The 19,398-nt window shown below is 62.6% G+C and carries 16 protein-coding genes; 7 read left to right on the top strand and 9 right to left on the bottom strand.

Going from position 1 to position 19,398, the window contains the following annotated elements; genetic code table 11:
* Positions 1-31: 31 nt before the first annotated feature.
* Both actP and O1Q03_RS01505 read right to left on the bottom strand, forming a co-directional pair.
* Positions 32-1,708 carry a cation/acetate symporter ActP gene (gene actP, locus O1Q03_RS01510; RefSeq protein ID WP_269501272.1) on the bottom strand — a complete coding sequence of 559 codons (1,677 nt, stop codon included), beginning with the start codon at positions 1,706-1,708 and terminating at the stop codon, positions 32-34.
* Positions 1,705-2,022 (bottom strand): DUF485 domain-containing protein, encoded by a 318-nt coding sequence (locus O1Q03_RS01505; RefSeq protein ID WP_269501271.1) that lies wholly within the window; start codon positions 2,020-2,022, stop codon positions 1,705-1,707. The genes actP and O1Q03_RS01505 overlap by 4 nt, the downstream gene beginning before the upstream one ends.
* A 391-nt stretch (positions 2,023-2,413) precedes the next feature.
* On the opposite strand from O1Q03_RS01505, the gene O1Q03_RS01500 reads away from it, so the two are divergent.
* Positions 2,414-3,340, top strand: a complete 927-nt coding sequence (locus tag O1Q03_RS01500) for a LysR family transcriptional regulator (RefSeq protein WP_269501270.1) — start codon at positions 2,414-2,416, stop codon at positions 3,338-3,340.
* Positions 3,341-3,380: 40 nt separating this feature from the next.
* Here the strand turns inward: O1Q03_RS01500 and O1Q03_RS01495 are convergent, their stop codons facing one another.
* Both O1Q03_RS01495 and O1Q03_RS01490 read right to left on the bottom strand, forming a co-directional pair.
* A complete protein-coding gene (locus tag O1Q03_RS01495; RefSeq protein ID WP_269501269.1) occupies positions 3,381-5,060 on the bottom strand; it encodes a class I adenylate-forming enzyme family protein in 1,680 nt (559 codons plus the stop codon).
* A gap of 110 nt (positions 5,061-5,170) precedes the next feature.
* Positions 5,171-6,133, bottom strand: coding sequence for a cyclase family protein (locus tag O1Q03_RS01490; RefSeq protein ID WP_269501268.1), 963 nt, complete (start codon positions 6,131-6,133; stop codon positions 5,171-5,173).
* A 330-nt stretch (positions 6,134-6,463) separates the two neighbouring features.
* On the opposite strand from O1Q03_RS01490, the gene O1Q03_RS01485 reads away from it, so the two are divergent.
* A complete protein-coding gene (locus tag O1Q03_RS01485; protein WP_269501267.1) occupies positions 6,464-7,549 on the top strand; it encodes a porin in 1,086 nt (361 codons plus the stop codon).
* A 657-nt stretch (positions 7,550-8,206) separates the two neighbouring features.
* Here O1Q03_RS01485 and O1Q03_RS01480 read toward each other — a convergent pair.
* Positions 8,207-8,680 (bottom strand): MerR family transcriptional regulator, encoded by a 474-nt coding sequence (locus O1Q03_RS01480; RefSeq protein ID WP_269501266.1) that lies wholly within the window; start codon positions 8,678-8,680, stop codon positions 8,207-8,209.
* 333 nt (positions 8,681-9,013) lie between these two features.
* Positions 9,014-9,463 (bottom strand): MerR family transcriptional regulator, encoded by a 450-nt coding sequence (locus O1Q03_RS01475; protein WP_269501265.1) that lies wholly within the window; start codon positions 9,461-9,463, stop codon positions 9,014-9,016.
* Positions 9,464-9,795: 332 nt separating this feature from the next.
* Here O1Q03_RS01475 and O1Q03_RS01470 point away from each other — a divergent pair, with 332 nt between their 5' ends.
* On the top strand, positions 9,796-10,626 hold the full coding sequence (locus O1Q03_RS01470) for an alpha/beta fold hydrolase (RefSeq protein ID WP_269501264.1): 831 nt from the start codon (positions 9,796-9,798) through the stop codon (positions 10,624-10,626).
* 282 nt (positions 10,627-10,908) lie between these two features.
* Here O1Q03_RS01470 and O1Q03_RS01465 read toward each other — a convergent pair whose 3' ends face one another.
* Positions 10,909-11,835, bottom strand: a complete 927-nt coding sequence (locus O1Q03_RS01465) for a type 1 glutamine amidotransferase domain-containing protein (protein WP_269501263.1) — start codon at positions 11,833-11,835, stop codon at positions 10,909-10,911.
* A gap of 396 nt (positions 11,836-12,231) precedes the next feature.
* On the opposite strand from O1Q03_RS01465, the gene O1Q03_RS01460 reads away from it, so the two are divergent.
* Positions 12,232-13,155 (top strand): SDR family oxidoreductase, encoded by a 924-nt coding sequence (locus O1Q03_RS01460; RefSeq protein WP_269501262.1) that lies wholly within the window; start codon positions 12,232-12,234, stop codon positions 13,153-13,155.
* Positions 13,156-13,204: 49 nt separating this feature from the next.
* On the opposite strand, the gene O1Q03_RS01455 is transcribed toward O1Q03_RS01460, so the two are convergent.
* A complete protein-coding gene (locus tag O1Q03_RS01455) occupies positions 13,205-14,155 on the bottom strand; it encodes a LysR family transcriptional regulator (RefSeq protein ID WP_269501261.1) in 951 nt (316 codons plus the stop codon).
* 116 nt (positions 14,156-14,271) lie between these two features.
* Here O1Q03_RS01455 and O1Q03_RS01450 point away from each other — a divergent pair, with 116 nt between their 5' ends.
* The gene (locus O1Q03_RS01450) at positions 14,272-15,792 is read left to right on the top strand and encodes a CoA-acylating methylmalonate-semialdehyde dehydrogenase (protein ID WP_269501260.1); all 1,521 of its coding nucleotides are present in this window, start codon (positions 14,272-14,274) and stop codon (positions 15,790-15,792) included.
* Between the two features lie 321 nt (positions 15,793-16,113).
* On the opposite strand, the gene O1Q03_RS01445 is transcribed toward O1Q03_RS01450, so the two are convergent.
* Positions 16,114-16,818 carry an SDR family oxidoreductase gene (locus O1Q03_RS01445; protein ID WP_269501259.1) on the bottom strand — a complete coding sequence of 235 codons (705 nt, stop codon included), beginning with the start codon at positions 16,816-16,818 and terminating at the stop codon, positions 16,114-16,116.
* A gap of 130 nt (positions 16,819-16,948) precedes the next feature.
* Between O1Q03_RS01445 and gcvA the strand changes: the two genes are divergently transcribed.
* Together gcvA and O1Q03_RS01435 are read left to right on the top strand one after the other, a co-directional pair.
* Positions 16,949-17,851: a transcriptional regulator GcvA gene (gene gcvA / locus O1Q03_RS01440; RefSeq protein ID WP_269501258.1), complete on the top strand. Its 903-nt coding sequence runs from the start codon at positions 16,949-16,951 to the stop codon at positions 17,849-17,851.
* A 266-nt stretch (positions 17,852-18,117) separates the two neighbouring features.
* Complete coding sequence (locus O1Q03_RS01435; RefSeq protein WP_269501257.1) at positions 18,118-19,371, top strand: porin; 1,254 nt, start codon at positions 18,118-18,120, stop codon at positions 19,369-19,371.
* The last annotated feature ends 27 nt before the right edge of the window (positions 19,372-19,398 follow it).

Below are 19,398 nucleotides of genomic sequence, written 5' to 3'. Positions count from 1 at the left end.
GGCGCGCGTCGGGCATGGCCGTGCGTGCCGATCAGTGCTCGACGGCCCGCTCCGCACCGAGTCCGGTCTGAGCACGGACGAACTGGGCGTCGAAAGCACGCCGCTCCGCGTTGGCCTTCGCACTGCGATCGAGTGTCGATACCACGTAGCTCACCACGAACGCGAGCGGCATCGTAAGCAACGCCGGATGATCATACGGGAACAGGGCGGCCGGATGCCCGAGCACCGACTTCCACACGGCAGGCGACAGAATGACCAGCGAGACCGACGATACGAGCCCGACGATGCCGCCGCAGACGGCGCCACGGCTCGTCAATCCTTTCCAGTACATTGAAAGCACGAGCGGCGGGAAATTCGCCGACGCGGCGACGTTGAACGCCAGTGCGACGAGAAACGCGAGATTCTGCCCCTTGAACAGCAGGCCAAGCACGACGGCGACAACACCGATCGCCAGCGTCGTCCACCGCGTGACGCGAATCTCCGCCGCTCCGCTGGCTTGCCCCTTGCGCAGCACGCTCGCGTAGAGATCGTGCGATACGGCCGACGCGCCCGCCAGTACGAGCCCCGACACCACGGCCAGGATGGTGGCGAACGTCACCGCCGCGAGGAAGCCGAGAAACAGGCTGCCGCCCGTCGCGTTGGCGAGATGCATCGCCACCATGTTGCTCCCGCCGCGCAGCACGCCGCCCACGCGTCCGCCCTCGAAGAACTGCGGGTCGGTGCCGACGATCACGACGCTCGCGAGCCCGATGACGAACATCGCGATGAACATGAAGCCGATGCACGTGCTGGCGACGAATACGCTTTTTCTGGCTTCGCGTGCGTTCGGAACGGTAAAGAAGCGCATCAGGACGTGCGGCAGTCCGGAGAGGCCGAACACCGTCGCAAGCGACATCGAGACGGCCGAAACGGGATCCGAGAACAGGCGGCCCGGCTGCATCAGCGAGTTCCCCGCCTTGTGCACCGAGATCGCCGACTGCGCAAGCCGTTCGAAGCTGAACCCGAAGTGACCGAGCGCCAGCAGCGTCAGCAACGTGCCGCCGAACATCAGCAGGACGGCCTTGATGATCTGAACCCACGTCGTCGCGATCATCCCGCCGAAGGTCACGTAGACGATCATCAGGCATCCGACGCCGACGACCGCATAGTTGTAGTCGACGCCGAACAGCAGTTGAACGAGTTCCCCCGCGCCGACCATCTGGACGATCAGATAGAAAAACACCACCGTCAGCGAACTGACCACGCCCATCCAGCGCGTGCTGACCGGATCGAACCGATAGGCGATGATGTCGACGAACGTGAACCTGCCGAGATTGCGCAGTCGCTCGGCCATCAGGAACAGCATCACCGGCCATCCGACGAAGAAGCCGACGACATAGAGCAGGCCATCGTAGCCTTTTGCATAGACGAGACTCACGACGCCGAGCAACGTCGCTGCGGACATGTAGTCGCCGGCGACCGCAAGGCCGTTCTGAAGTCCGCTGATTCCGCCGCCGGCGGTGAGGAAGTCATTCACCGTCCTCGTGCGGCGCGCGGCCCAGTACGTGATGCCCAGCGTCATGCCGACGAACACCATGAACATGGCGATGGCGGCCAGATTGAGCGGCTGACGCTGCCCTGCCTCGACGACAGGAGCGGCCCACGCAGGACCGCGCGGCGCGGCGGCAAGCGCGAATGCCGCGGTCGATACGCGTGCGATCGATGTCATTGGCCCACCTCGCGAAGCAATTCGCGGGTCAGTCTTTCGAACCGATCGTTCGCCACACGGACATAGAGCCACGTCAGCCCCCATCCCGCGACGATCACGGCAATCGCGAATATCACACCGACCGTCGTGACACTTCCGGTCCACGCGGGGCTGCGCAACAGGTCGGGCCGCAACGCGACCAGCGCGATCAGCCCGAAATACGCACCCAACACGATGATCATCAACACCCAGCCCAGGCGAGCGCGTTCGTCGACCAGCTCACGAAACTTCACATGCTCCCGGATGTGCGAAACTGCACTTGCATTCAACGTCATATGCCTCCTCCATCGCCAATTTTGGAGAATCAGGAATACCGTACGCATCCGTCATCCCGTCAATAGATTCGTTATCCATAGAATCGCGTTCGCTTCTTTTCCCGGCTGAACGTCGCTGCGCGATCGCTTGGACAACTGAGCTTATTGCCGCCATGGGCGAATAGCAGCCCCCTCAGGTGGGGGGCATTGGCGCGGTCGCGCGTTCTCCGGGGAAACACCGACTGGTCCCGGCGACGACCGAAATTCGGGGCTGGCGCGCGTATGGAATTTCAGCGGCAGCGGCGCGACGCGTCCCGCCCCCCGTGCGGGGGGTGGCAAGAACGCGTGTTCGCACGGTATTTCTGACGAATCGCCGCCGCGCTGTGCCCGCCTCCTTTACTCCCCCAATGTCATGAACATTTTCCGGACCGACCTGAATCTGCTCGTGGTGCTCGAACGCATCTACGCCCAGCAGAGCATCACGCGCGCGGCGCAGCAGCTCAATCTCAGTCAATCGGCGGTCAGTCATGCGCTGAACCGGCTGCGCGAACTGCTCGGCGACCCGCTGTTCGAGCGTCACGGCAACGCAATGACGCCCACCCCATTGACGAGAGCGATCATTGCGCGCGTGCGCAATGGTCTGCATACGCTCGAAAGCACGCTGCATGAAGCCAGCCGGTTCGATGTCGCGACGACGGTCAGACGCTTCACGATCGGCATTCTCAATGCGCACGAACCGGTGGTATTGCCGCCGATCGCGCAATACATCGCGAAGCATGCGCCGTCGATCGACGTCGCCGCGGTGCAACACGATCGGCGCGCGATAGAAGCGGATCTTCTCACCGGCGCGCTCGATGCCGTGATCGACGTGCTTCTGCCGCATCCGCAATCCGTTAGGAGTACGCGTCTCTCGACCGACCGTTACGTCGTACTGTGTCGACGCGATCATCCGCGCGTCAGCCAACGCCTCGAGCTCGCCGACTACCTCGCCGAAGAGCACGTGCTCGTGACGAGCCGGCAACGCGGCGGCGGCGCCGAAGATGCCGCACTCATCAAGCTGGGCGCCGAGCGGCGAGTCCGCCTGCGCTGCGTTCGGTACTTCGCCGCGTGCCGTGTCGTCAATCAGACCGATCTGCTGCTGACCATGCCGGAGCGATACGCGCGGCTGCTCAACCAGATGTGCGGCAATCAGATGCTCGAGTGCCCATTCGACGTATCGATCGATACCTATCTCTACTGGCACGCGAATTCCGATGCCGATCCCGCGAATCAGTGGCTGCGGCGGCAAGTGGGCGAAGTATTTAACTCCGGTGACGCGGGCCTGGCGAGTGATACGTGACGCGATGCGCCGCCGCCCGCGTCGGTCGATGCCCGCCCGCTTATCCGCGCAGCTCGCGCCTCAAGATCTTCCCCGTCATGGTTTTCGGCAATTCGTCGATGATCTCGACGATACGAGGATACTTGTACGCTGCCATCCGCTCCTTGCAGTAGGCGATCAACGCGTCGGGCGAGATGTCGGCATGCGGTTTCAGGCTCACAACCGCCTTGACCGTTTCTCCCCGGTAACTATCCGCTACGCCGACGACAGCGGCCTCGCGCACCGCCGGATGCGAATACAGGACGTCCTCGACTTCACGCGGCCACACCTTGTAGCCGCCCGCGTTGATCATGTCTTTCTTGCGATCGACGAGATAGAACCAGCCTTGCTCGTCCATGAAGCCGACGTCGCCGGTCCGGAAGTAGCCGTCGACAATCGCTCGCGCACTCTCGGCCGGTTTGTTCCAGTAACCCGGCACGACCATCGGTCCGCGCGAGATGATCTCGCCGATCTCGCCCGGCGGCAGCGGGTGGCCGGTTTCGTCGCCGATATACGACTCCACGTTGAACACCGGCACGCCGACGGCGAGCGTGCCGGTTGACGGATCGACAGGCGCGTCGCGATCGAGCGGCACGCAGTGCGTCGGCGAGCTCGTCTCGGTCAGGCCGTAGCCGTTGTGAATGGTGTGGCCGAAGCGTTCGCGGAACGCATCGATGACGCTAGGCGGAATCGGCGCACCGCCGGAGTAGATGCGTCGCATCGACACCAGATGCTCGCGCGTCGCATGCGGATGATTCATCAGCGCGATGAAAGCCGTGATCGACCCGATCGTGAATTCCGCACGATTCTCGCGAATCGCATCGAGGATCACGCCCGGCTCGAAACGGCACGCAAGAATCAACGGCGCCGCGCAGATCAATGCCGCACCGATATGTCCGACCAGCCCGGTAATGTGAAACAGCGGCGCGACGCCGAGGATCGGACCGCCCTCGCGCAGCTCGATCCAGTCGCGGTACACCTGCGCGTTGAACGCGAGGTTGCCGTGCGTGTTCATCGCGCCCTTCGGCACGCCGGTGGTGCCCGACGTGTACACGAGCATCGCGACATCCGCTGGCTCGAGCGTGACGGACGGCGGCCGATGGCCGCGATAAGCGGCAATCGTCGTCGACAGATCCTCCACGCCTTGCACCGGCTGCCGTCGCGTACCGGCAAAGAGCCGTGCATCGTGCCGGCTCTGGTATTCGAGTTCGCTCGTGGTCATCACGGCCGGCTGCACCGCCGGCTCGCCGCGCGCGGCGGCTTGGGCTTCCTCCGCGAGAAACGGGTGTACGACGTCCACGTACAGCGATTCGTGACAGATCAGCATTCGCGCGCCCGAATCCGCGAGCAACACGCGCAGCTCGCGCGCGCGGTTCATCGGATTGATCGACACCGCGATCATTCCGAGCTTCCACGCGGCCACCAGCGCGATCACGAACTGCGGCACGTTCTGCAGGTACAGCGCAACGCGGTCGCCGGCTACGCAGCCGCGCTCGCGCCACGCGCTTGCAAGCGCGTCCGATTGCGCATCGAGTTCGGCGTAGGTCAGCACGCCGTCGAAATACAGTATCGCGGCACGCTCGGGCGCCCGCGTGACCGCCGCTCGGAACATGCCGAGTGCGTCGGTATATATCGGCGAGATCGTCGCAGGATGGTCGGCCGCATAGTTCGCGAGCCAGGGCTTGTTGTCATAGGGCGTCATGGACACTCCAGGAGTGGGCGGCGCGGCATCACGTGCGTGCGCCACCGAAATTGCACTGCGCGCCCGGTGCTTGGCAGCGCCGGGCGCGGTCGGACCGGAGTTGAAGCGGCCTACTTGATGACCACCGGGTTGACCGGCGCACCGCTACCGCTGACGACCTTGAGCGGCGCCGCCGTGTAGAGGAACGACCATTGCCCGTCGTCCGCGCAGTCGGCAGCGAGCGGATCGAGTTGTGCGATCTCGGTCAGCGTGACGCCCAGGTTGCGCATCAGCGCGTTATGCAGCGGCAACGCGACGCCCGACTCCGGATCGATCGTCACTTCGTTCGCAATCGTATCCGTGACGAGGTTCGGGATCTCCATCTGCTGGAACCATTGGACGAGCTCCGGGCTGTAGGTCAGGCCGGGCTCGATGAAATTCTTGTAGAACTCGTTCTTGTCTCGCTCATAGAACGAGCCGATCCAGCCGGTGCGGATCACGAGGATGTCGCGCTTTTCAATTGAAACGCGCTGCGCGTCGGCGGCCTCGAGCAGATCGCGATGCGTGAAGGTCTCGCCCGGATCGAGCACGGCCTTGCCGCGGTGCCGGGCGACGTCGATCAGCACGCCGCGCCCGACGACACCGCGCTCCGCGATCGGCAATACGCTCGCCTTCGCGAGGCCGCCGATCGTCGATTTCGCGTCGTAGCCATTCCAGATCTGGTCGCCATACCAGACGTGCCCCAGCGCGTCGTACTGCGTGGAACCCTGCAGATACATGATCATCATGTCGTCCGCATATTCGGCGAGCCCGGGGAACAGCGGCCCCTTGCCGCACATGTAGTGGCCCTTGTCCATCACGTTCATGCGGCATGCCTGGGAGCGGCCCGGCCAGACCGGGTCGCCCTTCGGGTTGCCCATCTGGACCTGCAGCGTGAAGGTCTTGCCGGAACGCACGGCCGCAACGCCGCGCAGCACCTCCGCCTCGGTCAGGTAGTTGAGGGAACCGACTTCGTCGTCGGGCCCCCACTTGCCCCAGTTCTTCGGCGCATCGCGCAACAGTTCAGCCACCTCCGGAACGTTCTTCGACTCCATGCTTCGTCTCCTGTCAAATCAACCGCTTGAATTCCCCGGTCGACTGCATGCAGGAAAGACTTCTGTGCAGACCGCCGAGGTTCGTCGATTTTTTAATGGTTTAAAGCGTAGACAGGCAGAAAAATCGAGGCAAATGAATTGTTTTCATAGCCGTCGATCGATTTCACACATATCTAGTACTAGTACCGTATTTCAGCTTCGCGATGCCGTGATCTACCATCGCTCGGAATGAAGCGGGAATCGTGAACTTACGAATTTCCTAATTCATTTTTTCGAAACGTTTCAAAAAATACCAAATAGTAGAAGTTGAAATTACCTTGGAGACAATCAATGACGTCATTCCGTTCGGGCAATCGGTCAATCGCGCTGGCAGCAGCCCTCCTCGGCGGCGCGGCACCGCACGCCGACGCGCAAAGCACCGTGACGCTTTACGGCATCGTCGACAGCGGAATCCTGTACACGAGCAAGACGGTCGACCCGGCAACCGGACGAAACGCCGGCCATCAGTTTTCGCTGATCAGCGGCGGAATGACGCCATCGCTGTTCGGCCTGAAAGGCAGTGAGGATCTCGGCGGCGGCATGAAGGCGATCTTCACGCTGGAGAGTGGCATCGATCTGGCGAAAGGCGGCTTCACCGATTCGAACGGAAACGTCTTCGGCCGCCATGCGTGGGTCGGTATCGAGAGCGGCGTGGGTACCGTCAAGGCCGGCTTGCAGTTTTCCCCGTTCGTGCTCTCGCTGATCGCGACCGACCCGCGCTCCGTGTCGTTCTTCGGCAGCCAGGTGCCGATCTACGTGAATAACGTGTTCGTGACCGGCATCTTCAACGCGAATGCCATTTCGTATGCGAGCCCCACGATTGCGGGCTTTCAGGGCAATGCGATGCTGGCGTTCGGCGGTGTCGCCAGCAATTTCCAGGCGGGCCGTCAGTACTCGGCGAGCCTGAACTACACGCACGGCCCACTCCTCGTCAGCGCCGCGATGTATAGCGGCAACGCCGGCGGCACGGCGGCGACTACGCCGGTGCCGAGCACGGTCGCATTCTCGGGCCGCACGATCGGTGCCCGTTACGAATTCAACGACCTGACCGTGAATGCGGTGTTCGTCAATTACAAGGTTGCGGGCGCGTTCGACAATCGCGTCTACGGCGGCGGCCTGAGCTACCGATTCACGCCGACGATCCACGCCGACGCTGGCGCGTGGTACACGAGCGACGGGAACGATACCGCGAACCATTCGATTCTGGCCGCAACCGGCGTGACCTACAACCTGTCGAAAGCGACGCTGATTTACGGCCAGTTCGGGTTCGTCAACAACCACGGCAAGATGAACACGGGCCTCTCAACCAACGGCGCGCTCTACGGCGTGTCGGGATCGACGTTCGGCACCGCCGTCGGGATTCGGCATTTGTTCTAGGTCCCGTGCGGCACACGCAGCGGGCCGGGCGGCGCGGGCGCACGTCGACCGCCGCTCCGATCGCCGGCCCTTGCTCGGCGTCGCCGCTTCAAGCACGGGGCTGCCCTTGACCTCGCGGAATGCGCGTCAGTGGCCGTTGCTATTCAGGGTTAGAGGATGTGGTGCAACCGTGAGAGAGAAGCATAGGTGCAACGAAATTGCATTGAAATTCAAATGATCGCTATGCGATTAATGCGAGTGAAATTGTGAAACTATCTTTTCTATAACAATGACTTAAATGCTCAACATTTCCGGTGAGCAGCGCAATTCCGGCTTCAAACGAGTGATTTCGGTCACCCGATTGGCCTTTGCCGGCAGTCAATAGGGGTAAGCGCGGAGCGAGGGTGCCAGGCGATGCTTCACCAAGCGGTTGGCGCTGGCGCGCATCACGTTCAGCCAGACGGGATACTCAGCGCTAGCGCAATCACATTCAAAGCGGCGCGCTCGTAGAGGTCCGGCCGGACTTGCGTCCCGAGCCGCTCGCCGCATGGGTCGTCATGGCCCATCGGCGCAATGGGTCGGCGCGCGTTCGGGCTTTCACGGGATGGATCGAGGGCGATTGGAGAAACTCGCAAGCGGCGCGCTGCTCGTCGCCGGCTGCCGTCTCACCCTCCTCGCCTAGCTGTTCCTGATCGACCGGCGTCGCTTGAGCTTGGCCGCGCCCTTCTTTGCAACCGTGCTGTCCAGCTTCCCCAGCTGCATCTTCGACAACAGGCGTGTCGCGTTGGCCGCGCAATCCACGTCGTCCGGCTTGGATTCAATTTCGGCCATCAACGACACGAGATGCTGCTTGTTCTGGGCCAGACGCAATTCCATGGCCTCGATGTCCCGCACCTTGTGGTGAAGCGCTTCGAGTAGCGCGCCACGTTGCCACTGCATGAGATCGGGCGGCAGCAACATGCGGATCTCGTCCAAGCTGAAGCCGGCTTTTTGCGCGGTCGCCACCAGCCCGAGCACCAGCACCGCGTCGGTCGAATAGATCCGGTAGCCGTTCGGCTGGCGCTCGACTGCGGTCAACAGACCAATACGCTCATAAAAGCGGATGCGCGACGGCGTCAGCCCTGTGCGTTCCGCCAGATCTCCTATCTTCATGATCTCGGTACGAAAGTGTCTAGCCGGGTTGGCATGTTGAGGACCCGTTGTGGGTCTCCGACCACGTCCATGCGAAGCACGATGTTTGCCGCGGGAGGCATACGGATTAACAGCCGGTAGCAATCACTCTAAGATTGAATATGACTTTAAGGTCAAGCGTTCAACGACGAATCGGCACGATTGGTATTCTTGGCCGCCGCGAGGCGATGAAAATTCGGGACCAGACCGGAAGGCCGGTTGCACCTTGCGTGGCCTTTTGTCACGCCACGCAAGGACCGGCAACAGATAGCCCGATCGACTCTCCTTCATCGAGAAAGTCGCTCGCCGCGGGGATCAGCCGACGCCGGCGTCGCCCAGCTTGCTGAAGTCTGGCGTAATACCTGCTTCACGGAGACGGTCGAGCACGCGCTTCTTATTGTCGGCGCATTCGATTTCATCCGGCCTGTTCTCGATAGCCTCGATCACCACAAGCAATTGCGCCTGAGTCTGGTCGAGACGCTTCCGAACACTATCGATCTCAACCACCTTCCGCTTGAGTGCGTCCAGCAACGCACCATGATCCCAAGCGCCCGGGCCAACCGGCAACAACTGCCGAATCTGCTCGAGCGTGAACCCAGCCTGCTGCGCGATAGCGATCATCGCCAGGATCACTTCCGCCTCCGGCGGATACTCCCGATAGCCGTTCGCCTTACGTTCCACCACCCTTATCAAGCCGGCGGCCTCGTAAAAACGGATGCGTGAAGCCGTCAGACCGGTGCGCTTCGCCAACTCTCCGATTTTCACTCTACACCCCAAAAAGCTATTGACATTAACGTTCACTTTAATCCTAAAGTTGCCCCATGACTGCGGGAGCAACACAGCGGATGCTTCGGCGAGCAACCGCACCACGGCCGCGGATCATTTGAAACTGTCTCAACGAAAGGAGCGCATTGTTCCGACCAGGCCTGAGCGAATGGTGGCGCCGGCCTGCGCACTTCCGGTAGCGTGACCAGCCCCGTGATCACGCTGCCGCCTCGTAGATCACCATCATAAAAGGAGTCGCCTTCCAGCAAGCAACAAAAATTGTCAAACACGCAACTGATTCTCAATCTGCATATTGAAAAGGAGTACGGATCATGGCATACGTCACGACGAAGGATGGCGTTCAGATCTTCTACAAGGACTGGGGCCCGCGCGATGCGCAGGTAATCTTCTTCCATCACGGTTGGCCGCTCAGCGCTGACGACTGGGATGCCCAGATGCTCTTTTTCTTGTCGCACGGCTACCGGGTCATCGCGCATGACCGCCGGGGGCACGGACGATCCAGCCAGGTGTGGGACGGTCATGACATGGATCACTATGCCGATGACGTCGCGGCCGTGGTCAACCACCTCGGCGTGCAGGGTGCCGTTCATGTCGGTCACTCCACGGGTGGCGGTGAAGTCATCCACTACGTCGCCCGCCACGGCGAAGATCGCGTCTCCAAGGCCGTGCTGATCAGCGCCGTTCCGCCGCTGATGGTCAAGACCGCAAGCAATCCAGGTGGTTTGCCGAAGGACGTGTTCGACAACCTGCAGGCCCAGCTCGCGGCGAATCGCGCGCAGTTTTACTACGACGTGCCGGCAGGCCCCTTCTACGGCTACAACCGCGCCGGCGCGAAGCCGTCGCAAGGCGTCATCTGGAACTGGTGGCGCCAGGGCATGATGGGCAGTGCCAAGGCGCACTACGACGGCATCGTGGCCTTCTCGCAGACGGATTTCACCGAAGACCTGAAAAGCACTACGATTCCAGTTCTCGTCATGCACGGCGATGACGATCAGATCGTCCCCTATGCTGATTCCGGCCTGCTCTCGGCGAAGCTTGCAAGGAACAGCACGCTGAAGACCTATAAGGGCTTCCCGCACGGCATGCCGACCTCTAACGCCGACACGATCAACGCCGATCTGCTCGAATTCTTGCGCGGCTAATCGCCACGGGTGCCAGGAGGGAACCTCTTCCTGGCACTCCGCTTGCGCCCTCCCTTCCCGTTGCGGGATGCGCGTCGCGCACACGAGTTGATCGACTCTGGCGTGCATATCGGCAAGATCGTTCTCACGGCAGAAGCGATCCTTGCACAATGAACGCAACAGCCTCTCTCGACAGAGGCTGCGTCTGTCTTTAGCTCTTGATGAAATTCCCGACGCGATTTGTTGACGACGTCGATTCCTTCTTTACCGCTCATGACAGCCTCCTTTGGCAATCGAAAGCGGTTACACCGGACCACTCGCCACTAGGACCGCGAACGATCGCGCGCTCCGTTCCCCCGTCGCGCGAACGCATCGACAACGCGCCCCATCCTGCTGCTTGCCCGGCCCATATCGGCTGCCGATCAATTCATCGCCTTCAGCCGCTTGACCACGGCCTCGGCAATTTCCTTGCTCGATTGCGGGTTCTGCCCGGTAATGATCCGGTCGGAACTCACGAACATAAGACGTAAAGGGAAGAAACGCCTTCTTGTACCGAGCACCGCGGCTTACGAGCGAATCCTGCAAAAAGAACGGCACCTGGGACTTCATGCCGGACAGCGCTTCTTCCATGTCGGAGAACCCCGTGACAGGTATGCCCTCGATGAGCGACTTCCCTGCTTCATCCTGCAGCGGCAATAGCGCGGAGACTCCATGGCAAACCGCTGAAACGATGCCGCCTTGGCGATAGATCTGCTCGCTGACGGCCTTCAGTGCCGCGCTATCGGCAAAGTCCCACAACGTACCGTGCCCGCCGGTGAAGTAGATCGCCTTGTAGTTGGATGGGGTAACGGAGGCAGCCGGCAACGTTGCCTTCAGTCGTGCCATGAAGGCGGGATCGCTCAGATGTGCGCGGGCCGAATCGTCGAGGTAAAACGACTTCAGGCTACGCTGGTCGATCGGAACCTCGCCGCCTGCGGGGCTCGCAAAATCCATCTGCAGTCCGGCTGCCTGGGCGACGTCGTAGAAATGCGTCAACTCAGTGAACCAAAGCCCCGTCGTATCGGATCGAGATGGATACTTGGCGTGATTGGTCATCACGACCAGAATCTTGCTGCCAGGCTGCATTGCGCCCTCGCTCTGGATGGAGTCTGCTGCGTACGCGTATCCGCCCGTCAACATCGAGACGACGACGGCGAGCAGCCAGGACCTGGTGAACCAACGCTTGAACATTTCCAAATTCCTCATAGGAGTCGGCGCTGTTTTGACAACACCATCTAACCCGAGCCGCTCGCATATCACGGCGACGCGAAGCGCCTCGGACGAAATCCTAGGATTGAAGTTAAGTTGAATGTCAAGTGGTGTCGTGACGCTGCAGATCCGCGTCGATGAAGGCGTCGGCTGGCTTGATACCGATCGAGCGTCCGTCCTGTTGAATCCGTTTCCCGCATGCCATGCCTGCGTCACACGTCGATCCGACTTCAGATCAGTAAAACGAAGTTTTCATTGGAATCCGTGCATCCCTATCACGCAGTCGCATACGGCATTGCGCGTGAACCACTGCTTGACCTTGAACCGAGCTTCAACGTTAGCCTCGCACCTATCATCATTTGACGCAGGACAACCGACATGCAAACGATACTCGGGACAAACGGCCAAATCGCCACTGAATTGGCGCGACAGTTACGCCTCATGGGTACGAGCGACATCCGCCTCGTGAGCCGTAATCCTCGCAAGGTGAACGACACCGACAATCTGGTGTCGGCCGATCTTCTCGATGCGAGCCAGACCGCGCGGGCAGTCAAAGGCAGCAGCATTGTCTATTTCACCGCAGGCCTTCCGCCGGATACGCAGCTTTGGGAAGCGCAGTTTCCCGTCATGTTGAAAAATGCGCTGGACGCGTGCCGTCAGGAAGGCGCCAAGTTCGCGTACTTCGACAACACCTACATGTATCCCCAGAACAACCTGCTGCAGACGGAGAAGACGTCGTTCGCACCGCTAGGCCCGAAAGGTAAGGTGCGTGCGGCAATGGCGTCCATGGTGCTCGAAGAGATGGCGAAAGGAGACATTCCGGTTCTGATCGGGCGCGCGCCCGAGTTCTACGGCCCGGGCAAGACTCAGAGCTTCACGAATGCACTGATCATCGACAAACTCAAGGCCGGCGAGACGCCCAAGGTGCCATTGCGAGCCGATACTCGGCGAACGCTCATCTGGACGCCCGACGCGAGCCGTGCGCTCGCGACACTGGGCAATACGTCAGATGCGTACGGGCAAACCTGGCATTTGCCGTGCTGCGACAATCGACCGACATACAAGGAGTTTGTCACCATGGCGAGCGAGGCCTTCGGGCGGAAGCCGACCTATACGGTTGTCGGGAAATGGGCATTTTTCGCTGCCGGACTTTTCTCCAAACAAGTTCGCGAGATCAGGGAACTCCTGCCCCGTTACGGGCAAGACAACCTCTTTGATTCCACGAAGTTCAAGCGCCGGTTTCCCAAGTTCGAGACCACAACTTACCGAAAGGGTCTTGAACTGATTCGACGGGAGTCGTAGACGTTCGCCGGCAGCACGTACTTGTCGATATGCGGATTTCTCTCGACGCTTAGCGAGACGCCGCCATGCCAGGCGAAAACCCGCCGCTCAGTTCCCCCCGTAGATATTCCACCAGCGCACGCACTGCGCTAGGCACGACCGGACTATAAGGGCGAATCGCGAAGATATGGTCACCGAATGCGCCCGACGGACGCCACGCGCCGAGCAGCGGCACGAGGTGGCCCGCGTCGATGTCGCGCTGCGCGCTGAAATCCGGCAGCAACGCGATGCCGAGGCCGCCGAGCGCCGCCTCCCGCATCGCTTCGCTATTGTTCGCTGCGAAACAGCCGCGTACGGGCACGCTCACGCGTGCACGCCGCCGGTCGCGCGGCTCGAAGCTCCATGCGGTCGGTTCGTTGCCGCGCAAATAGCACAGGCAGTCGTGATCGACGAGCGCATTCGGATGCTCGGGCGTGCCGCGTCGCGCCAGATACGCGCGGCTCGCGACGAGCAGCGAGCGCGTCTCGCAGAGCTTCCACGCGACATGCGTCTGCGGCGCGGTGGTCGTATGACGAATCGCGAGGTCGAAGCCTTCCTGCGACAGTGAAAACAGCCGGTCCGACAACTCGAGTTCGATGCGCACCGCCGGATACTGCGCGATGAAGGCCGGCAACAGCGGCACGATCCGCTGCCGTCCGAGCGCGACCGGCATCGTCACGCGCACGAGGCCGCGCGGCTCGCCAGCCAGATCCTTCACGCGCGCGAAGTTCATCTCGATCGTCTCGTACGCCTCGCGCGTGCTGTCGACGAGCGTCTGCCCTGCTTCCGTGAGCCGCACGCTGCGCGTGGTGCGCCGCACGAGCGGCACGCCGGCGGCCGCCTCGAGATCGGCGATGCGCTGGCTCATGGCCGCCTTGCTGATGCCGAGCCGCTGCGCCGCAGCAGTGAAGCTGCCGGTCACGGCGAGCACGGTCAGCGAATGGATGTGCGGCCAAAGGGTTTGGGTATTTTGCGAATTCATCGCTCGATTATTCAGTATTCTGAACAGTGAATCAATTGGAGCGGTCTTCTCCAGCCGCCGTCATTTGCCTAGACTGAGGCCTTCCCAATCAGGACCACCGCTCAGGAGACGATTCGATGACCACGGTTCCCGCCTTCACCTCGTCCGACGACGTCGGCCACTACATCGACGGTGCCCGCGTGCCGGGCGCAAGCGGCCGCTTCCAGGACGTGTTCAATCCGGCAGTGGGCAAGGCCGCCCGCCGCGTGGCGCTCGCCGACGACAACGAAGTCGCCCAGGCCGTCGCCGCCGCACAGGCCGCATTCCCGGCGTGGTCGGAGACGCCGCCGATCCGTCGCGCGCGCGTGATGCACCGCTTCCTGCAGCTGATGAACGAGCATCGCGACACGCTCGCCGCGATCATCACCGCCGAACACGGCAAGGTATTCTCCGACGCGCAGGGCGAAGTCGCGCGCGGCATCGACATCATCGAATTCGCCGCCGGCGTGCCGCAACTGCTGAAGGGCGACTTCACCGATCAGGTCAGCACCGGCATCGACAACTGGACGATGCGCCAGCCGCTGGGCGTCGTCGCGGGCATCACGCCGTTCAACTTCCCGTGCATGGTGCCGTGCTGGATGTTCCCGGTCGCACTCGCAACGGGCAACACGTTCGTGCTGAAGCCGAGCGAGCGCGATCCGTCGGCGGCACTGTTCATCGCCGATTTGCTGACCGAGGCGGGCCTGCCGAACGGCGTCTTCAACGTCGTGCAAGGCGGCAAGAACGCGGTCGACGCGCTCATCGATCATCCCGACGTGCAGGCGGTCAGCTTCGTTGGCTCGACGCCGATCGCGCACTACGTACACCAGCGCGCATCGCAAAACGGCAAGCGCGCACAGGCACTCGGCGGTGCGAAGAACCATATGGTCGTGATGCCCGACGCGAACCTCGAGCAAGCGGTCGACGGACTGATCGGCGCCGCCTATGGCTCGGCCGGCGAGCGCTGCATGGCGATCAGCGTCGCCGTGCTGGTCGGCGACATCGGCGATCGCATCGTCGCGAAGCTCGCGGAGCGCGCGAAAACGCTCGTCATCGGCGACGGCATGTCGCCGGAAGTCGAAATGGGCCCGATCGTCACGGGCGACGCGCTGAAGCGGATCGAAAGCTACATCGACATCGGCGTGCAGGAAGGCGCGAAGCTCGTCGTCGACGGTCGCGGCCTGAAAGTCCCTGGCCGAGAGGAAGGCTTCTTCACCGGCGGCACGCTGTTCGACAACGTGACGACCGATATGCGCATCTACAAGGAAGAAATCTTCGGGCCGGTACTCGCGTGCGTGCGCGTGAAGGATTTTGCCGAAGCCGTGAATCTGATCAATGCGCATGAGTTCGGCAACGGCGTCGCGTGCTACACGAGCGACGGCGGCATCGCGCGCGAATTTGCACGCCGCATCCAGGTCGGCATGGTCGGCATCAACGTGCCGATCCCCGTGCCGATGGCATGGCACGGGTTCGGCGGCTGGAAGAAGAGCCTGTTCGGCGACATGCACGCATACGGCGAAGAAGGCGTGCGCTTCTATACGAAGCAAAAGTCGATCATGCAGCGCTGGTCGTCGAGCATCGGCAAGGGGGCAGAATTCGCGATGCCGACCGCGAAGTAAGCGTAGTGGATGGGCTGGTTTCTCGGGTTGGCAATGTGAGCATCCATGAGAGCCGGCCCTGGTCGTCGTCGTAAGTAGCGCCCAGTCGCGAGAGTTTGGGTTGGGTGCGGGGTCCGGAAGGGTGTCGTGCTTTTTTGTGTGTGGCCCGTCGCGGTAGATCGCGGCGGACTGCTGCAAACGAGCGTCGAGCAGACAGCGGCGCGACGGGTAGCACGACGCCGAGCGCCTTCAGGCGCCCTTCGATATCTCTTTGCACATTCGCGTCGAACGGACGCCGCGCGGGCCTTCGCACGCGCGCCGCCCCGCCGATGCCGGCTCGTCTTACAGCGCCCGCACGATCCCACCGTCGACGCGAATGTTCTGCCCGGTGATATAGCCCGCGCCTTCGGATAGCAGGAACGTCACGGTCTGCGCGATCTCCTGCGTCTTGCCGAACCGGCCGACCGGAATGCGCGCAACGATTTCGGGCGTCTCCGGCCAGCTGTCGATGAAGCCCGGCAGCACCGAGTTGATCCGGATGTTGTCCTTCGCATAGCGATCCGCGTACAGGCGCGTGAAGGAGCTGAGCGCCGCGCGCAGCGCGGACGACACCGGCATTGCCTGCTCGGGCGCATCGGCCGCGAAGCTCGAAATATTGACCACCGCACCGCCGCCCTGCTTCAGGAAAACCGGCGTCACACGCCGCAGCACGCGCACGACGTTGAGCACGATCAGATCGAGCCCTTCGTGCCACTTGTCGTCCTTCACGGAAAGCAAGTCGCCCTTCGGCGGATGCCCGGTGTTGTTGACGACGGCGTCGATGCGGCCGTACTTTGCGAGTGTCTCGTTCACGAAGCGCTCGATGTCGGCGTCTTCGGTGACGGACCCTGCGATGCCGAAACCACCGAGTTCCTTCGCCAGTTCGACGGCACTGCCGGACGGCGACATCAGCGCGACGCGGTAGCCGTTGCCGGCAAGATCCCGCGCGATTGCAGCGCCCATGCCCTTGCCCGCCGCCGTCACTAAAGCCACTTTCTCTACAGTCATGCTGTTCTCCTGGATAGGTCGGCGGTACGCCGTGTTCGGTCTCGACATCGAGCTATTGCAGCACTCTAGGTCTCTATAATGCAAATGTCGAACGATGATTTCTCCAGTCACCCTGTAGAATTTCTACTGCATGAAGGCTCTTTTGCGTACCCGCCGGTTCCCGCCGCTCAATGCGCTTCGCGCGTTCGAAGCGTCGGCGCGCCACCTCAATTTCCGGCTGGCCGCCGATGAACTCGGCGTAACGCAGGGCGCGGTCGCGCAACAGGTCAGGCATCTGGAAGTCGCCGTGGACGTCCAGCTCTTTCGGCGCTTGCCGCGCGGGCTCGCGCTGACGCGCGACGGGCTCGAGTATTTCTCGTCGGTCCAGCGCGCGCTGCAGATCATCTCCGACGCAACGGAAGCGCTGGGCGAGCGCGCGACGATTCTCACGGTGAGCACGACGCCGTCGTTCGCGTCGAAGTGGCTGATTCCGCGGCTGTCGGACTTCAGCCGGCTGCATCCCGACATCGAGGTGCGCGTGATCGCCGACGAACGGCTCGCGACGTTCAAGGCCGATGGCGTCGACATCGCGATTCGACTGTGCAAGCCGCCGTTCCCGCCTGGTTTGACCGGCGAATTGCTGTTTCCGCTCGATATCTTCGCCGTCGGCAGTCCCAAGCTGCTCGATGGCAATCCGCCGATCCGCAAGCCTGCCGACTTGTCGAAGCACGTGCTGCTGCACGACGCCCACGATCTGTGGCCCGAATTCATCCGCAAACTCGGCGGAAAAGTGAAAGCCGACCCGACCAAAGGGCCGCGATTCAGTCAGACCCTGCTCGCCATCGACGCGGCAGTCGCGGGGCAAGGCATCGCGCTGACCAGCGAGCCGCTCGTCGAGCGCGATATCGCGGATGGCCGGCTGCGGCGTGTTTTCGACTTTTCCTTTCCGATGACGCTCGGGTTCCATGTCGTCTTTCCGCAAGCGAACGCGCATTCGGAAGCGCTCGAGGCCATGCGCGACTGGTTGTTTACGCAGTACGGAAACGCGCACTGATACGGCGTTTCAACACGTGGCGCTCGAGATCGCCCACCGCGAAGCCGACGTGAATCGCTGAGCGTACTCCCCCGGAACGAAAGCACGCCGCCGTGCGCGCACCGCAGCACCACGCGCCGATTCCGCGCGATTCTGCAGAGGACCTTTCCTGTGCAGCGCCTTAATCGCCCGTCGCACGATCTCCAATAATGGCCGCTCGATCCGTCAGCGAAGCGTGCCGACGCGGCCCGTCGGCGCTCGACGCCTGAGCCACGATAAAAAATCCTATGCATTCCTATAAAACGAACCGACACGCCGGCGCTGCCGCGACGCACGCCGTCCGCCGCGGCCGCCTCGCATCGGGCAAGACTGCGGGGACGGTCATCGCCGCCTGCATCGCCCCGTTCATGCCCGGCATCGCACATGCACAAAGCAGCGTCACGCTATACGGCCTGATCGACACGTCGATCACTTATTCGACCGACCAGCGCACGCAAGGCGCCGGCTCGCCGGGCAGCGGCAGCGTCGCGATGACGAGCGGCGCATTGAACGCATCGCGCTGGGGGTTGCGCGGCCGTGAGGATCTCGGCGGCGGCACGGCCGCCGTCTTCGCGCTCGAAAGCGGCTTCTCGGGGACGACCGGCAAGCTGTCGCAGAAAGGCGTCGACCTGTTCGGCCGTCAGGCGTGGATCGGCGTCAGCTCGCGCACGGCCGGCACGCTGACGTTCGGCCGCCAGTACGACGAGATCCTCGAGTTCGTGACGCCGCTCGGCGCGGCGGGCCCCGGCTGGGGCGGCAATCTCGCGGTGCACCCGTACGACAACGACGACTCGAACCGCAACCTGCGCATCAACAACGCGGTGAAGTACACGAGCCCGACCTATCGCGGGCTGACGTTCGGCGCGATGTTCGGGTTGTCGAACAAGGCCGGAGAGTTTTCGAACAACGCCGTCTGGAGCGCCGGGCTCGGCTATGCCAACGGGCCGGTGAAATTCGGCGCCGGCTACCTGAAGATCAGCCGCGATCGCAACGCGCCGAACCCGGACGGCGCGCTCAGCACGGTCGACGGATCCGCGACGATCACGGGCGGCAACCAGCAGATCTGGTCGGTGGCCGGACGCTATGCGTTCGGCCCGCACTCGGTCGGTGCCGCATGGTCGCACTCGACGACCGACGGCGTGACCGGCGTGCTGCAGGGCGGCGGCATCACGGCGCTGAAGGGCGAATCGCTCGTGTTCGACAACTTCACGGTCGACGGCCGCTTCATCGTCACACGGGCGTTCAGCGTGGCCGCCGCGTACACGTACACGATGGGCCGTTTCGACAGCCGCACGGGCCAGACGCGCCCGAAATGGAACCATGTCGTCGCGCAGGCCGACTACGCGTTCTCGAAACGCACGGATGCGTATCTGGAAGGCGTCTATCAAAGCGTGAGCGGCGGCGACGGCAATCCGGCGTTCAACGCGACCGTCTGGACGATGACGCCGTCCGCCAACAGCAACCAGCTCGTCGTCGCGCTGGGGTTGCGGCACAAGTTCTGACGGCAGCGCCGCTTCGTGTGCAGGGCC

This window comes from Burkholderia sp. IMCC1007, from assembly GCF_027257875.1.
Lineage (GTDB): Bacteria > Pseudomonadota > Gammaproteobacteria > Burkholderiales > Burkholderiaceae > Burkholderia.
This window is presented reverse-complemented; position numbering and strand designations above follow the sequence as displayed.

Coding starts and splice junctions, on each gene's coding strand:
- O1Q03_RS01455 (WP_269501261.1), bottom strand. CDS start 14,155: ATGAATTCGCAAAATACCCAAACCCTTTGGCCGCACATCCATTCGCTG.
- O1Q03_RS01465 (WP_269501263.1), bottom strand. CDS start 11,835: ATGTTCAAGCGTTGGTTCACCAGGTCCTGGCTGCTCGCCGTCGTCGTC.
- gcvA (WP_269501258.1), top strand. CDS start 16,949: ATGAAGGCTCTTTTGCGTACCCGCCGGTTCCCGCCGCTCAATGCGCTT.
- O1Q03_RS01470 (WP_269501264.1), top strand. CDS start 9,796: ATGGCATACGTCACGACGAAGGATGGCGTTCAGATCTTCTACAAGGAC.
- O1Q03_RS01460 (WP_269501262.1), top strand. CDS start 12,232: ATGCAAACGATACTCGGGACAAACGGCCAAATCGCCACTGAATTGGCG.
- O1Q03_RS01505 (WP_269501271.1), bottom strand. CDS start 2,022: ATGACGTTGAATGCAAGTGCAGTTTCGCACATCCGGGAGCATGTGAAG.
- O1Q03_RS01500 (WP_269501270.1), top strand. CDS start 2,414: ATGAACATTTTCCGGACCGACCTGAATCTGCTCGTGGTGCTCGAACGC.
- O1Q03_RS01495 (WP_269501269.1), bottom strand. CDS start 5,060: ATGACGCCCTATGACAACAAGCCCTGGCTCGCGAACTATGCGGCCGAC.
- O1Q03_RS01485 (WP_269501267.1), top strand. CDS start 6,464: ATGACGTCATTCCGTTCGGGCAATCGGTCAATCGCGCTGGCAGCAGCC.
- O1Q03_RS01445 (WP_269501259.1), bottom strand. CDS start 16,818: ATGACTGTAGAGAAAGTGGCTTTAGTGACGGCGGCGGGCAAGGGCATG.
- O1Q03_RS01480 (WP_269501266.1), bottom strand. CDS start 8,680: ATGAAGATAGGAGATCTGGCGGAACGCACAGGGCTGACGCCGTCGCGC.
- O1Q03_RS01435 (WP_269501257.1), top strand. CDS start 18,118: ATGCATTCCTATAAAACGAACCGACACGCCGGCGCTGCCGCGACGCAC.
- O1Q03_RS01490 (WP_269501268.1), bottom strand. CDS start 6,133: ATGGAGTCGAAGAACGTTCCGGAGGTGGCTGAACTGTTGCGCGATGCG.
- O1Q03_RS01450 (WP_269501260.1), top strand. CDS start 14,272: ATGACCACGGTTCCCGCCTTCACCTCGTCCGACGACGTCGGCCACTAC.
- actP (WP_269501272.1), bottom strand. CDS start 1,708: ATGACATCGATCGCACGCGTATCGACCGCGGCATTCGCGCTTGCCGCC.